At 70.5% G+C, this 13,572-nt stretch carries 13 protein-coding genes; 8 read left to right on the forward strand and 5 right to left on the reverse strand.

The window, feature by feature from the left end; all coding sequences use genetic code 11:
- Nucleotides 1–61: 61 nt before the first annotated feature.
- Genes K2X73_RS01570 through K2X73_RS01580 form a run of 3 tightly spaced genes read right to left on the reverse strand, consistent with a single transcriptional unit; the run spans nucleotide 62 to nucleotide 2,399 of the window.
- A complete protein-coding gene (locus K2X73_RS01570) occupies nucleotides 62–694 on the reverse strand; it encodes a 2-dehydro-3-deoxy-6-phosphogalactonate aldolase (protein ID WP_294107942.1) in 633 nt (210 codons plus the stop codon).
- Nucleotides 691–1,548 carry a 2-dehydro-3-deoxygalactonokinase gene (locus K2X73_RS01575; protein WP_294107943.1) on the reverse strand — a complete coding sequence of 286 codons (858 nt, stop codon included), beginning with the start codon at nucleotides 1,546–1,548 and terminating at the stop codon, nucleotides 691–693. Before K2X73_RS01575 ends, K2X73_RS01570 begins: the two co-directional genes overlap by 4 nt.
- A complete protein-coding gene (locus K2X73_RS01580) occupies nucleotides 1,545–2,399 on the reverse strand; it encodes an SMP-30/gluconolactonase/LRE family protein (RefSeq protein ID WP_294107944.1) in 855 nt (284 codons plus the stop codon). The genes K2X73_RS01575 and K2X73_RS01580 overlap by 4 nt, the downstream gene beginning before the upstream one ends.
- 148 nt (nucleotides 2,400–2,547) lie before the next feature.
- Between K2X73_RS01580 and K2X73_RS01585 the strand changes: the two genes are divergently transcribed.
- The 5 genes from K2X73_RS01585 to K2X73_RS01605 all read left to right on the forward strand — a co-directional run bounded on the left by K2X73_RS01585 (nucleotide 2,548) and on the right by K2X73_RS01605 (nucleotide 7,323).
- On the forward strand, nucleotides 2,548–3,492 hold the full coding sequence (locus tag K2X73_RS01585; RefSeq protein WP_294107946.1) for an alpha/beta fold hydrolase: 945 nt from the start codon (nucleotides 2,548–2,550) through the stop codon (nucleotides 3,490–3,492).
- A 48-nt stretch (nucleotides 3,493–3,540) separates the two neighbouring features.
- On the forward strand, nucleotides 3,541–4,179 hold the full coding sequence (locus K2X73_RS01590; protein ID WP_294107948.1) for a hypothetical protein: 639 nt from the start codon (nucleotides 3,541–3,543) through the stop codon (nucleotides 4,177–4,179).
- Nucleotides 4,180–4,224: 45 nt separating this feature from the next.
- Complete coding sequence (locus tag K2X73_RS01595) at nucleotides 4,225–6,273, forward strand: S9 family peptidase (RefSeq protein WP_294107950.1); 2,049 nt, start codon at nucleotides 4,225–4,227, stop codon at nucleotides 6,271–6,273.
- A gap of 112 nt (nucleotides 6,274–6,385) precedes the next feature.
- Nucleotides 6,386–6,775 (forward strand): acyl-CoA thioesterase, encoded by a 390-nt coding sequence (locus K2X73_RS01600; protein ID WP_294107952.1) that lies wholly within the window; start codon nucleotides 6,386–6,388, stop codon nucleotides 6,773–6,775.
- Complete coding sequence (locus K2X73_RS01605) at nucleotides 6,772–7,323, forward strand: methyltransferase (RefSeq protein ID WP_294107954.1); 552 nt, start codon at nucleotides 6,772–6,774, stop codon at nucleotides 7,321–7,323. Before K2X73_RS01600 ends, K2X73_RS01605 begins: the two co-directional genes overlap by 4 nt.
- 129 nt (nucleotides 7,324–7,452) lie before the next feature.
- Here K2X73_RS01605 and K2X73_RS01610 read toward each other — a convergent pair whose 3' ends face one another.
- Both K2X73_RS01610 and purE read right to left on the reverse strand, forming a co-directional pair.
- Nucleotides 7,453–8,526, reverse strand: coding sequence for a 5-(carboxyamino)imidazole ribonucleotide synthase (locus K2X73_RS01610; RefSeq protein ID WP_294107956.1), 1,074 nt, complete (start codon nucleotides 8,524–8,526; stop codon nucleotides 7,453–7,455).
- Nucleotides 8,519–8,998: a 5-(carboxyamino)imidazole ribonucleotide mutase gene (purE, locus tag K2X73_RS01615; RefSeq protein WP_294107957.1), complete on the reverse strand. Its 480-nt coding sequence runs from the start codon at nucleotides 8,996–8,998 to the stop codon at nucleotides 8,519–8,521. Before purE ends, K2X73_RS01610 begins: the two co-directional genes overlap by 8 nt.
- Nucleotides 8,999–9,097: 99 nt before the next feature.
- Between purE and K2X73_RS01620 the strand changes: the two genes are divergently transcribed.
- The 3 genes from K2X73_RS01620 (at nucleotide 9,098) to K2X73_RS01630 (ending at nucleotide 13,386) form a co-directional block, all read left to right on the forward strand.
- Nucleotides 9,098–9,640: a sigma-70 family RNA polymerase sigma factor gene (locus K2X73_RS01620; RefSeq protein WP_294107959.1), complete on the forward strand. Its 543-nt coding sequence runs from the start codon at nucleotides 9,098–9,100 to the stop codon at nucleotides 9,638–9,640.
- Nucleotides 9,637–10,608, forward strand: coding sequence for a FecR domain-containing protein (locus tag K2X73_RS01625; protein ID WP_294107961.1), 972 nt, complete (start codon nucleotides 9,637–9,639; stop codon nucleotides 10,606–10,608). The genes K2X73_RS01620 and K2X73_RS01625 overlap by 4 nt, the downstream gene beginning before the upstream one ends.
- A gap of 87 nt (nucleotides 10,609–10,695) precedes the next feature.
- Nucleotides 10,696–13,386 carry a TonB-dependent receptor gene (locus K2X73_RS01630; protein ID WP_294107963.1) on the forward strand — a complete coding sequence of 897 codons (2,691 nt, stop codon included), beginning with the start codon at nucleotides 10,696–10,698 and terminating at the stop codon, nucleotides 13,384–13,386.
- Nucleotides 13,387–13,572 lie beyond the last annotated feature (186 nt).

A 13,572-nucleotide genomic window follows, 5' to 3' on the forward strand; every position in this document is an offset into this window, starting at 1 on the left:
AACGTCGCGCAGATGCGCGTGGCTTGCAATGGGGCAAGACGGTCGCGCGCGAACCACGGCGTCAGCTCGGCATCGCGCGCCACGCCTCGACCAGCGCGCGCGCCCGGCCCGCGACCAGCTCGGCGGTGTCCCCCGCGCGGTAGAGCGCGCCGCCGACGCCGATCCCCGCCGCCCCGGCGCCAAGCCATTCGGCGAGCGTCTCGGCGTTGGTGCCGCCCACCGCCCAGAACGGCGTGCCGGCGGGCAGCACCTCGCGCACCGCCTTCAGATGCGCGGTGCCGAGCGTTCCCGCCGGAAACAGCTTCAGCGCCTTCGCCCCGGCGGCCAATGCGATGAACGCCTCGCTCGGGGTGAGGCAGCCGGGGAGCAGATCGAGCCCCAGCGCCACCCCGCGCGCGATCACCGCCGCGTCGGTATTGGGCGTCACCATCAGCCGCGCGCCGGTGCCGGCGAGCGCCTCGGCCGCCTCGACCGTCAGCACCGTGCCGCCGCCGATCAGCGCGGTACGGCCGAACTCGGCCTGAAGCCGGGCGATGCTCGTCGTCGGCTCGGGCGAGTTGAACGGCACCTCGATCGCGCGGATGCCGGCCTCGATCAGCGCGCGGCCGATCGCGGGCGCCTCGGCGGGGGTGAGACCGCGCAGGATCGCGACGATCGGCGGCGCGCCCTGGGCGAGCAGATCGGCGAGCGTCATCGGCTTTCCTCCAGCAATTCGAGCCCAGCGATCACGCAGGCGTCGCCGTCGAGCGTGCGATGGGCACGGCCCTGATGGTCGCAGGCGCGGGCATAGGCGTCGGTCAAGCCGGGCGCGCCGATCAGCGTCACCGCCGCGCCATCACCGGCGGCGGCGAGTTCGTGGCCGATCAGCAGCCCCGAGAGATAACCCTTGGCCCAGCCCGGAGTCCGCCCCTCGCGCAATTGCGCGGCGCGCGCCGCGAACAGCGCGCCGAGCAGATCGCGGTCTCGCGCGCGGTCGAGCCCGGCGGCGAAGCCCTCCGCCTCGCCGCTCGCCGCGCCCGGCAGCCGGGTCAGCGTCGATTGCTGGAGCAGCGCGTAGAGCTCGCCGGTGAAGAAGGTGCGGAACGCGCGGACCACGCCATCCTCCAGCCACGCCCATTTGCTGTGGGTGCCGGGGTGGACGATCAGCTGGCGCCCGTGCGCGAGCGCGGGATCAAGCGCCAGCGCGCCGAAAATCTGCGTCTCCTCGCCGCGCATCACGTCGGGCGCGGCGCCCGGCGGCATCGCCAGCCCGGCGGCGATCGTGAGCGGCTGGCCCGCGAGCGTCAACCGCGCCGCGCCCGCCGCCCAGGCGGCGCGATCGGCGGGGCAATCGACATAGGGCACCTCGTGCAGCGCCCCGCGCGCGCCGACCATCCCGGCGAGCCGCACCGGCGCGGTGCCCGCCCAATCGCCCAACGCCTCCCGCAGCGCATCGGCGGCGGGCGCTTCGAGCGCGCCGATTCCCGGCCCGTCGCGCCGCGTCCAGCCGCCCTGCCCATCGGCGCGGAACAGCCGCAGCCGGCTGGTGCCCCAGTCGCCCAGGATCACAGCGCCACCTTCGGCGCGGCGAAGCCCGGCACCGCCACCTCGAACGCGAACAGCCCGCCGGCGTGCGGGTGCGCGGCGGGATCGAGCCCGATCGCGGCGCTCGTGACATAAGCGGTGCGCAAATCGCGCCCGCCGAGCGCGAGCTTGGTCGGCTGCGCGCAGGGCAGCGCGACTCGGTCGGTTCGCTGGCCCGCGGGCGAATAGCGCACCGCCGCCGCCCCGCCCCACAGCGCCACCCACAGCCCCCCTTCGGCATCGCAGACGATGCCATCGGGATGCCCCTCGCTCGGCGCGATCTCGGCGAAGCGCGTGCCCGGCCCCAGCCCGCCATCGTCGTGCAAGGCGTGGCGCCAGATGATCCCGGCGAGCGTATCGACGTGATAGAGCCACGCGCCATCGGGGCTCACCGCCGGGCCGTTGGTGATCACGCAGCCCCCGGCGAGCGGCTCGGGCGCGGCGGCGCCGTGGCGGTAGCACCAGATGCGCCCGGTCGCGTCGCGCTCGCCATCGTGCATCGTGCCGAACCACAGCCGGCCGGCGCGATCGACGCAGCCATCATTGGTGCGATCCCCGGGCGTCGCCGGCACGGCGACGAGCGGCGTCAGGCCCGTTTCCGGGCGGAAGCCAAACAGCTGCAAGTCGCTGCCGATCACCAGACCGCCATCATCGGCCGCGACGACGAAGCTCGGCTGGCCGCCCAAGGGGAAACTGTTGCGCGCGCCGCCCTCGGGCGTGAAGCGGTGGAGCACCCCCTGCTTGATGTCGACGAACCACAGCCAGCCGCGCTCGGGCACCCATAGCGGCCCCTCGCCCAGGCGCGCGCCAACCGACCAGACCAATTCAGCTTTCATCGGCCATGCCTTACGCTAGTTGCCCGCGCTGGCCCATATAGCATTCTGAATTTCCTCACGAATCGCGCGACGGCGTCAACCGCCGCGTCCGCTTGATCCGGACCGCGCTTTGCGCCAGCTTCGGCTGGCCGCCACGAAAGGAATTTCCATGCGCCTGCCGCTATTTGCCGCGCTGCTGACCCTCGCCACGCCCGCGCTGGCGCAGGACCGCGAGGTGAGCATCCCCGGGCCGCAGGGCGCGCTCCACGGCGCGTTGCTCACGCCCAAGCAGGCGAAGGCGGTGGTGGTCATCATCCCCGGCTCCGGCCCCACCGATCGCGACGGCAACAACCCGCTGGGGGTGCGCGCCCAGAATCTGAAACTGCTCGCGGAGGGGCTGGCGCAACAGGGCGTCGCCAGCATCCGCATCGACAAGCGCGGCCTGTTCTCCAGCGCTGCCGCGATCGCCAACGCCAATGCGGTGACGATCGCCGATTACGCCGCCGACGCGCGCGCCTGGGCGGCGTTCGCGGCGAAGGAAGCGGGCCTGCCCTGCGCCTGGCTGGTCGGGCATAGCGAGGGCGGGCTGGTCGCGCTCGCCGCCGGCAACGCGCCGACGATCTGCGGCCAGGTGCTGGTGAGCTCGCTCGGCCGGCCCTATGGCGAGGTGATCCGGGCGCAGCTCAAGGCCAACCCGGCGAACGCGCCGGTGCTCGCCGACGCCTATCGCGCGCTCGATGCCCTCGCGGCGGGCAAGACGATCGACGTCAGCGGCTTCCACCCCGCGCTGCAGCAACTGTTCAACCCCGCGGTCCAGCCCTTCCTGATCGACGCTTTCCGCCAGAACCCGCGCGAGCTGGCCGCCGCGCTGAAAGGCCCGGTGATGATCGTCCAGGGCCAGGCCGATCTCCAGGTGACGCAGGCCGACGCCGCCGCGCTGAAGGGCGGCGCGCCCTTCGCCGAACTGCTGCTGGTGCCGGGCGTCAATCATGTGCTGAAGCATGTCGATGGCACCCCGGGCGACAATCTCGCCAGCTATTCCATCCCCGATCGCCCGATCGCGCGCGAAGTGGTGGACGGGATCGCGAGCTTCGTCACCAACCCCGCCCGCTGACAGTCGCGGTTGATCGGTTCTTAACCATCCCGGGCTTATGCCCGGATCATGGCACGGGCATGCAATTTGTGTGGAGACGAGCTCAGCCGCGCGGGGATCGCTCGGTGCATGGTGCCGCACTGCCCGGAGAAACAGGGTGGCGGCAGCGCGCGCGTGCTGCGGCTGCTGATTCCGGCGCTGCTGCTCGCGGCGAGCGTGGTCGGCCTCGCCTATCTGCTCGTCAGCCGACATCAGCCGGTCGAGGAAGTGGCCAGCCCCTTCGCGCCGGAAGCCGACAACAGCATCGCCGCGACCGATACCGAGCAGCTTCCGGTGGCCGCGTCGAGCGGCGCGACAGCGCCCGCGACGGCACCGAGCGCGGCGGGCGGCATTGGCGGGATCGCGATTCCCGCCGGATTGTTCGGCCCCGCCGATCCCCGCGCGGCGCAGCGCGTGCAAAGCTTTTCCTGCGCCAGCGCCAATGCCAGCCCCGCCCGCCAGCTGGTGTGCAACCATTGGGAACTGGCGACGGTCGACTATAATCTGGCGCTCGCTTATCGCCGCGCGCTCGCCACTGTAGCCAATCCGGCTGCGCTGCGCCGCGAACAGCGCGGCTGGCTCCAGGCGCTCGACCGCCAGCGCGAGGCGACGCGGATTCTCCAGCATTATCAGGCGCGGCTCGAACGGCTGAGCAAGCCCGCCGCCTGACCCCCCTCTCGACGGCTGGCCTCGCCCGCGTCTAGAGCAGCCACCATGCAGCCCCCCGTCGCCCCGCGCCGCCCGCAGACCGCAACCCATCACGGCATCACCCTCGAAGACCCCTATGCCTGGCTGAAGGACCCCGGCTATCCCGAGGTGAAGGACGCCGAAATCCTGGGCTATCTGGAGGCCGAGAACGCCTATTTCGAAGCCGCGATGGCGCCCCACCGGCCGCTGATCGACCGGCTCTATGAAGAGCTGAAGGGGCGCATCAAGGAAGACGACGCCTCTGTCCCGCAAAAGGATGGCGACTGGCTCTACTGGACCGCGTTCGAAACCGGCGGGCAGTATCGCAAATGGTGGCGCAAGCCCGTCGCGGGCGGGGCCGACCAGCTGATCCTCGACGAACCCGCGCTGGCGGAAGGCAAGGAATATTTCCGCCTCGGTGCTTTGGCGGTGAGCAACAATGGCCGCTGGCTCGCTTACGCGATCGACGACAATGGCTCCGAACGCTTCGAGCTGCGGGTGAAGGATCTGGCGACGGGCGCGCATCTGCCCGACGTGATCCCCGGCATCCTCTCCGAAATCGTCTGGACCGCCGACGATGCCGGCTTCCTCTACGGCCTCGCCAACGCGCAGTGGCGCACCGACAATGCCCGCTTCCACCGGCTGGGCGACGATCCGGCGAACGATGTCGAATTGTTCAAGGAAGCCGATGAGGGCTTCCGCGTCGGCGTCGGCGAGACGAGCGACCGGCAATGGCTGGTCGTCTCGACCGGCGATCATGTGACGAGCGAGGTCTATCTCCTTCCGGCGGGCGATCCGCTCGCGCCGCTGAAGCTCGTCTCGGCGCGGCAGCCGGGGCGCGAATATGATGTCGATGCGCGCGAGGGGACGCTGTTCATCCACACCAACGACACCCACCCCAATTTCCGCCTCTGCACCGCGAGCATCGACGCGCCGGACATGTGGGAGGAACGGATCGCGCCTTCCGATCAATTCTACATGACCGGGGTGACGATCTTCCGCGATTTCTTCGTGGTGGAGGGCCGCGAGGACGGGCTCGATCAGATCGAACTGCACCGCTACGAAGGGGGCGCCGCCAAGCGGATCGCTTTCCCCGAGGCGAGCTATGTCGCGGGGCTGGGCGACAATCCCGAATATGCGATGGACGTGCTGCGCATCGGCTATGAATCGATGGTCACGCCCGGCACCGTCTATGATTATCACGTCTCCGACGACCGGCTTCAGGTGCTGAAGGTCCAGGAAATCCCCTCGGGCTATGAGGCGGCGCAATACGCGACCGAGCGGCTGAAGATCCGCGCGCGCGACGGGACGATGGTGCCCGTTTCGATCGTCTATCCGCTGGGCTTCCCGCGCGATGGCTCGCGCCCGCTCTACCTCTATGCGTACGGCGCCTATGGCTATGCGGTGCCGCCGGGCTTTTCGACCGGGCGGCTGTCGCTGCTCGATCGCGGCTTCGCCTTCGCGATCGCGCATATCCGCGGTGGCGACGATCTCGGCCAGCAATGGTATCTCGACGGCAAGCTGGAAAAACGCACCAACAGCTTCAACGATTTCGTCGATGTGGCGAAGGCGTTGATCGACGGCGGCTGGACCAGCGCCGGCCGGATCGCCATCGCCGGGCGCTCGGCGGGGGGCGAGCTGATGGGGGCGGTGGTCAACAGCGATCCCGAGCTGTGGGGCGCGGTGATCGCCGATGTGCCGTTCGTCGACGTGCTGAACACCATGCTCGACGCCGAACTGCCGCTCACCCCGGGCGAATGGCCCGAATGGGGCAACCCGATCGAGGACAAGGCCGCGTTCGAGCTGATCCGATCGTACAGCCCCTATGACAATGTGGCGGCCAAGGCCTATCCGCCCTTGTTCATCTCGGGCGGGCTCAACGATCCGCGCGTGACCTATTGGGAGCCCGCCAAATGGGCGGCGAAACTGCGCGCGACCAAGACCGACGCCAATCTGCTGCTGCTCAAGACCAATATGGGCGCCGGGCATGGCGGCAAATCGGGCCGGTTCGAGAGTTTGCGCGAACTCGCCGAGGAGCACGCCTTCGTGCTGTGGCAGCTGGGGGTGGAAGCGTGAGGCGCGGCGAAGCCCTCTCCCCTTCAGGGGAGAGGGTTTGGGTGAGGGGGAAGCCAGGCGCGCGTCGGGCTTTTAAAGCCCCTCCCCTCTCCCCCCAGGGGGAGAGGGGTTGATGTTCACCCACCCCTTCACCGCCACCCCCGCCGACATCGACGAGCTTGGCCATGTCAACAACGCGGTCTGGGTGCGCTGGATTCAGGAGATCGCGGTCGCGCACTGGGCGCATCTCGCGACGCCCGAGGAGCAGGCGGCGTTCTTCTGGGTGATCACCCGGCACGAGATCGACTATCGCGGCAATCTGCGCGCCGGCGAGACCGCGACCGGCGAAACCTGGGTCGCCGATCCGCCCAAGGGCGCGCGCTTCGATCGCCATGTCCGCTTCGTGGATGCGGGCGGCAAGGAACTGGTGCGCGCCGTCACCACCTGGGCGATGATCGAACGCGCGAGCGGCCGGCCGATGCGGGTGCCGGCCGAACTCGCCGCCCGGTTCCTTTCGGCATGAGCCTGAAGTTCCTCGGCCAGTTCCTGCGCCACCCGCGATCGACGGGGGCGGTGTGGCCGTCCTCGCCCGCGCTGGCGGCGGCGATGGCGGCGGCGGTGCCGGCGGAGGCGCTGCTGATCGTGGAATATGGCCCCGGCACCGGCGTGTTCACCGCCGCGCTGCGCCGCGCGCATCCCCAGGCGCGGCTGGTCGCGATCGAGTATAACCCCGCCTTCCACGCCGCGCTCGCCGCGCGCTTCGCGGGGGATCCGCTGACGGAGCCGGTGCTGGGATCGGCGGCGGACGTGGCCGCGATCCTCGCCGCGCGCGGGCTAAGCGCGCCGGAGGCGATCGTCTCGGGCCTGCCTTTCACCTCGCTGCCCGCCGCGCTTGGCGAGACGATCCTGGCGGAGACCGCGCGGCTGCTCGGTGCCGAGGGGCGCTTCGTGCTGTTCCAATATTCGCGCGCGCGGATCGGGCTCATCAGCCGCCACTTCGCCCGGATCGAGGCGCGGCGGGTATGGGCGAACCTGCCGCCCGCCTGGGTGCTGGGGTGCGATAATCGCTGAGCGGGGCTCCCGGCTTCCACCCACCCCAACCCCTCCCTTTCAGGGAGGGGCTAGCGGAGCCTTTTGTCGCGTCTCCCCTCCCTGAAAGGGAGGGGCCGGGAGTGGGTCCGGTCGGGGGGCCGCCGCGGCCTACCGCTCCAGCCGCGTCACATGCCCCATCTTGCGCCCGGCGCGGCGGCTTTTGCCATAGAGGTGGAGATGGGTGTCGTGCGCGCCGAGCGCGCCGCGCCAATCGCCAAGATCGCCGATCAGATTCTCCATCACCACCCGGCTGGCGGTGAGCCCGGTATCGCCCAGCGGCAGGCCGCAGATCGCGCGGATATGGTTTTCGAACTGCGAGGTGCGCGCGCCCTCGATCGTCCAGTGCCCCGAATTATGGACGCGCGGCGCCATTTCGTTGAACACCGGCCCGTCCGCCCCCGCGAAATATTCGCAGGCGAGCACGCCGACATAATCGAGCCGATCGGCGATCCGCCCGGTCAGCGCCGCCGCCTCGGTCCACAACGCCGCGACTTGCGGAGGGGCGGGCAAGGTCGAGCGCTTCAGGATGCCCTGCTCATGCTCGTTGTGCGGCGGGGCGTAGCTCACCATCGCGCCATCGGCACCGCGCGCGAGCAGGATCGAGAATTCGTGCGCGAAATCGACCAGCCCCTCGACGATCGCCGCGCGCCCGCCGACCGCCGCCCAGGCATCCGCCGCCGCGCCCGGATCGGCGATGCGCACCTGGCCCTTGCCGTCATAGCCAAGCGTCAGCGTCTTCAGGATCGCGGGCGTCCCGATCGCCGCCAGCGCGGCTTCCAGCTCGGCGAGGCTTTCGACCCGCCGCCACGGCGCGGTGCGCCCGCCGAGCCCGCCGACGAAGCGCTTCTCGTTCGCCCGGTCCTGCGCGACGCCGAGCGCGCCGGGATTGGGATGCACCGGCACCTTGGTCGCCAGGTAACTAACGGGCGCAAGGGCGATATTCTCGAACTCGTAGGTCACCACGTCGCACGAGGCGGCGAAATCATCGAGCACGATATGGTTATGGTAATCGGCGCGGATAAAGCTTGAGGCGGTCTGCGCCGCGACGCTCTCCTCATCGGGGGCCAGCACCAGCGTGCGATAGCCGAGCTGCGCGGCGGCGGCCGCCAGCATCCGCCCGAGCTGGCCGCCGCCCAGGATGCCGATGGTGGCGCCGGGCTCCAGCAGCGCGCGCTCAGGCATCGGGCGCCTCGGCCACGCTCTCGGTCTGCGCCGCGCGCCATGCCGCGAGCCGTTCGCCCAGCGCCGCGTCGTTCAGCGCCAGGATCGCGGCGGCGAGCAAAGCGGCGTTCTTCGCCCCCGCTACCCCGATCGCGAGCGTGCCGACCGGAATCCCGGCGGGCATCTGCACGATCGAGAGCAGGCTATCGAGCCCGTTCAGGCTTTTCGATTGCACCGGCACCCCCAGCACCGGCAGCGCGGTCATCGCCGCCGCCATGCCGGGCAGATGCGCCGCCCCGCCCGCGCCGGCGATGATCACCTTCAGCCCGCGCGCCGCCGCGCTTTTGGCGTAATCATAGAGCCGGTCCGGGGTGCGGTGCGCCGAGACGACGCGGCGCTCATGCGCCACGCCCAGCGTATCGAGCAGATCGGCGGCGTGGCGCATCGTCTCCCAATCGGAGGTGCTGCCCATGATGATGCCGACCAACGCCATGCTCGCCCCCGCTGCGGGAAGCCCCGCCCCTTAGCGACCGGGACGGCGCGGAGCAAGGCGGGGCTCGCCAGCGGCGGGCGGGTGCGTTAGCTTGCGACCATGTCCTTGCCCGACAGCCAATCCCCGGCCGCCGACGAGCGCGCGGGCCTGGGCGATTTCGCCCGCCGCTTCGCCGGGCCGCTGCGGCGCTTCTTCGCGCGCCGGCTGGGCAACGAGGCCGATGTCGCCGATCTGGTGCAGGATGTGTTCGAGCGGCTGAGCCGGCTCGACGATCCGGGCGCGATCCAGCGCGCCGAAAGCTTCGTCTTCGTCACCGCCGCCAATGTGCTGAAGGACCATGCCCGGCGCGGCCGGGTACGCGGCGCGGGGCAGCACGAACCGATCGAGCCCCATGCCGAGACACTTCCCGGTTCGGAGATTCCGCCCGACCGCGTCTTGGCGAGCAGGAAGATCGCGGCGCAACTGCACGCGGCGCTGCTCGAACTGCCCGAGCGCAGCCGCGATGTGATCGTGCTGCGTCTGATGGAGGGTTGGAAGATGGCCGATGTCGCCGCCGCGCTCGGCATTTCGACCCGGGCGGCGGAAAAGCACCAGGCGCGCGCGCTCGCCCATCTCGCCGAACGGCTGCGGGGTTGGCGATGAGCGAGCGGCGGGGGATCGAGGCGGCAAGCTGGGCGGCGCGGCGCGCCGAGCCCGATGCCGGCGCCGAGGCGGAGCGCCGCTTCGCGCGGTGGCACGCCGATCCGCTCAACGCCGACGCCTATCGGGAAGCGGCGGCGACGCTCGCCTTGACGCGCGGGCTGGCGGACAGTCCGGACTTGCAGGCGCTGCGGCGGGCGAGCCTTAGCCGCGTCGCCCGGCGCGGGGTGCGGCGCGCGGCGATCGCGCCCCGGCTCGCGGCGGCGGCGGCGGCGTTGCTCGTCGTCGCGCTGCCGCTCAGCCTCGTGGTCCGCGCGCCGATGGCGGCGGCGACCGAGTATCGCACCGATCGCGGCCAGAAGCTCGACGTGACGCTCGAGGATGGCTCGCGGGTGACGCTCGATACCGACAGCCGGGTGCGCCTTGCCTATACGGCGCGCGAGCGGCGGCTGGTACTGCTCGCGGGACAGGCCCGGTTCGAGGTCGCCAAGCACCAGCCGCGCCCCTTCATCGTCGAGGCGGGCGAGCAGCAGGTGACGGCGCACGGCACCGAATTCGACGTGCGGCTCGATCCGGCGCAGACCCGCGTCGCGCTGATCGAGGGGCGGGTGACGGTCGCCGTGCCAGGCGCCCCGGTGGTGGCGATGCGCCCGGGCGAGCTGCTGGTGACCGGCGCGCGTGGCCGGATGCTGAAGCGCGATCCCCGCGCGGTGGAGGCGCTCACCAGCTGGAACGAGGGGCTGGTGATCGCGCAGGACGAACCGCTCGCCACCGTCGCCGCCGAGATGAGCCGCTATGCCCGCCGCCCGATCCGGGTCGAGGGCGCCGCCGCGCGGATCCGGGTGAGCGGCGCCTTCCGGGCGGGCGCGACCGAGAGTTTCGCCGAGGCACTCGCGCTCGGCTTCCCGGTGCGCGCCGAACGCGGGCCCGATGGCGCGATCGTGCTGGTTCCGGCGGCGCCAAAAAAATAACCATCCCTGGTTCGGGTTTCCCCGCTCGCTGCGTTTTGAGACTTGAGCGCCCCGATTGAGGGCGCCCTGACGCAGGGAGATGGATCGATGACCAAGCGCTGGCTTTTGCTGCATGGGGCCGCGCTCGCGGCGCTCGCTTCCGCGCTGCCGGTACGCGCCGCCGCGCAAAGCACCATCGAGTGGCGGATCGACCGCCAGGAACTCGGCACCGCGCTGATCGCCTTTTCGCGCCAGAGCGGGCGCCAGGTGCTGTTCGCGCCCGAACTGGTGCGCGGCAAGACCGCGCGCCCCTTGCGCGGGCGGATGGAGCCGACGCGCGCGCTCGCGGCGCTGCTGCGCGGATCGGGCCTGCACTATCGCGAGGCCAATGGCGGCACGCTGCTGATCGAGCCGGCGCGCGCGACCCAGTCCCCCGCCGATCCCGCCCCGGCGCCGGGCGGCGCCCAGACCCCGGCCCCCAACCCCACCGAGACCCCCGCCGCCGATGCCGCCGCCGAGCCGCCGGTGCAGGAGGATATCGTCGTCGTCGGCACCGCGGGCGGCGGCACCCGGCGCCAGAACGCCGCCTTCGCGGTGACGAGCATCGACAGCACCACCGCGCAGCGGCTCGGCGCGCAGAGCACCGCCGAAGTGCTGCGCGTCGTCCCCGGCGTCAGCACCGAAAGCTCGGGCGGCAAGAACGGCGCGAACATTTTCGTGCGTGGCTACCCCTCGGGCGGCGATGCCGAATATGTGACGCTGCAATATGAAGGCGTCCCCTTCTTCCCGCCGCCAACCCTGTCGTTCCTCGAAAATACCCAGCTGATCCGCACCGACGAAACGCTCGGCCGGGTCGAGGCAGTGCGCGGCGGCACCGGCGCCTTGTTCTCGAACGGGCAGCCGGGCCTCACCGTCAACTTCGTCCAGCGCGAGGGCAGCCAGAAGCGCGAGGGGCTGGTGAAGCTGCAAGGTACCGATTTCGGCGAGTTCCGCGCCGACGCGGTCGCCTCCGGCCCGATCGACAGCAACACCACCTTCCTGGTCGGCGGCTTCTACAATGTCGCGAACGGCATCCGCGACCCGCGCTTCGAGGCGGAGCGCGGCGGGCAGATCAGCGGCAATATCCGCCACGATTTCAGCCGTGGCAGCGTGCTGGTGTTCGGGCGTTATCTCGACGATCGCGGCCAGTGGCTGCTGCCGATCCCGGTGATCCAGAACGGCGACCGGATCAGCGCCTATCCCGGCTTTTCCGCCGGCACCGGCACGTTGCTCGGCCCCGATAACCGCTTCGGCACGCGCAACGATGGCTCACGGATCGATCTCGGCAACGGGCGCGGCGCGCAGATCGGCAATGTCGGCTTCAACGCAGAGTACCGCCTGGCCGACGGGCTCCAGTTCCGCGACCGCTTCAGCTATCTGGTCGGCCGCGCCGATACCTTCGGGCTGGTGCCCGGCGGCACCGCGCCGCAAAGCGCCGCCGCCTTCGCGGCCGGCCTTGGCGGCACGATCCGCTCGCTCAATTTCGTGACCGGCGGCGCGGCGGCGGACCCCAACACCCAGATCGTCCAGGCCGGGCAGTGGAGCGTCACCAAGCGCATCGAGTCTTACGTCAACGACGCCGCGCTCGAATGGAAATATGGCCGCAACAAGCTGACCGGCGGCATCTTCTACACCAGCTACAGCTCGCGCGATCGCTGGAACCTGGGCAACAGCCTGTTGCTCACCGCCGAACCCAATGCCCGCCGCCTCAACCTGGTGCTGAACGACGGCCGTGTGGTGACGCGCGACGGCTATACCGGCGGCTCGTTCTTCAACGTCAACGCCAATTATTCGGGCGAGGACATCGCCGGCTATCTGGTCGACGAATGGCAGATCACCGACAAGCTGCGGATCGACGCCGGCGTGCGCTACCAGAATCACAGCGTCGATGGCCGGCTGGAGAATAACGGCAGCACCGGCGCGGCGGGGCTCGATGGCAACCCGCTGACGCTCTATGACAATAACGACGCGGTGCTGAACGGCACCTTCCGCACGATCCGCTATCGCGGCGATGCCTGGTCGTGGACGGCGGGCGTCAATTACGACTTCACCCGCCAGGTCGGCGCGTTCTTCCGCTATAGCCGGGGCAACAGCTTCCCCTTCTTCGACAATCTGCGCGACGGCATCACCGTGGCGCCGCGCGTCGATAGCTATGAAGGCGGGGTGAAAGTGTCGGCGGGCAAGGTGAGCGCCTATGTCACCGCCTTCCACAACGACTTCAACGGCCTCGCCACCACGGTCATCACCAATGGCGCGCCGATCGCCTCGATCGGCGGGGCGAGCGCGACCGGCGTCGAGTTCGAAGGCGCGGTGCGGCCGGTGCGCGGGCTGTCGGTGACGGGTTCGGCGACCTATCTCGACGCGACCTACCGCAACTTCTTCACCGATGGCGGGCGCACCAACCTGTCGGGCAACACGGTGCAGCGCCAGCCGCGCTGGCAGTGGCGGGTGACGCCTTCCTATGACTATGACTTCGGCAACCGCACCAAGGCGGGCGCTTTCCTGACCGTGGGCTATATCGGCCGCCGCTTCTCCGACGTGCAGAACCAGCAGGTGCTGCCAAGCTATTACAAGGTCGATGCCGGGATCACGATCGATGTCGGGCCGGTGCAGTTCGCGGTGCTGGGCGACAATCTGACCGACACGATCGGGCTGACCGAGGGCAACCCGCGCGTGATCGGCGCGCAGGGCGGCGGCGCGATCTTCGCGCGGCCGATCGTCGGGCGATCGGTGCGCTTTGCCGGCACGGTGCGTTTTTGAGCGCGGTGGCTGAACGGGTGACGTAACCAGTTCCTCCCCCGGCGGGGGAGGTGGCACCCGCGCAGCGGGTGACGGAGGGGTGTCCCCGGCGGATCAACGGCCTCACCCCTCCACCATTCGCTCGCGCGAATGGTCCCCCTCCCCTTGCAGAGGAGGAACTGCGAAGACTGGCGACCGCCGTGATTG

Source organism: Sphingomonas sp. (assembly GCF_019746665.1).
Taxonomy (GTDB): Bacteria; Pseudomonadota; Alphaproteobacteria; order Sphingomonadales; family Sphingomonadaceae; genus Sphingomonas.

Excerpts from the sequence above, each read along its gene's own strand:
- K2X73_RS01595 (WP_294107950.1), top strand. The coding sequence starts at position 4,225 with ATGCAGCCCCCCGTCGCCCCGCGCCGCCCGCAGACCGCAACCCATCAC.
- K2X73_RS01630 (WP_294107963.1), top strand. The coding sequence starts at position 10,696 with ATGACCAAGCGCTGGCTTTTGCTGCATGGGGCCGCGCTCGCGGCGCTC.
- K2X73_RS01590 (WP_294107948.1), top strand. The coding sequence starts at position 3,541 with ATGGCACGGGCATGCAATTTGTGTGGAGACGAGCTCAGCCGCGCGGGG.
- K2X73_RS01570 (WP_294107942.1), bottom strand. The coding sequence starts at position 694 with ATGACGCTCGCCGATCTGCTCGCCCAGGGCGCGCCGCCGATCGTCGCG.
- K2X73_RS01620 (WP_294107959.1), top strand. The coding sequence starts at position 9,098 with ATGTCCTTGCCCGACAGCCAATCCCCGGCCGCCGACGAGCGCGCGGGC.
- K2X73_RS01605 (WP_294107954.1), top strand. The coding sequence starts at position 6,772 with ATGAGCCTGAAGTTCCTCGGCCAGTTCCTGCGCCACCCGCGATCGACG.
- K2X73_RS01580 (WP_294107944.1), bottom strand. The coding sequence starts at position 2,399 with ATGAAAGCTGAATTGGTCTGGTCGGTTGGCGCGCGCCTGGGCGAGGGG.
- K2X73_RS01585 (WP_294107946.1), top strand. The coding sequence starts at position 2,548 with ATGCGCCTGCCGCTATTTGCCGCGCTGCTGACCCTCGCCACGCCCGCG.
- purE (WP_294107957.1), bottom strand. The coding sequence starts at position 8,998 with ATGGCGTTGGTCGGCATCATCATGGGCAGCACCTCCGATTGGGAGACG.
- K2X73_RS01625 (WP_294107961.1), top strand. The coding sequence starts at position 9,637 with ATGAGCGAGCGGCGGGGGATCGAGGCGGCAAGCTGGGCGGCGCGGCGC.
- K2X73_RS01600 (WP_294107952.1), top strand. The coding sequence starts at position 6,386 with ATGTTCACCCACCCCTTCACCGCCACCCCCGCCGACATCGACGAGCTT.
- K2X73_RS01610 (WP_294107956.1), bottom strand. The coding sequence starts at position 8,526 with ATGCCTGAGCGCGCGCTGCTGGAGCCCGGCGCCACCATCGGCATCCTG.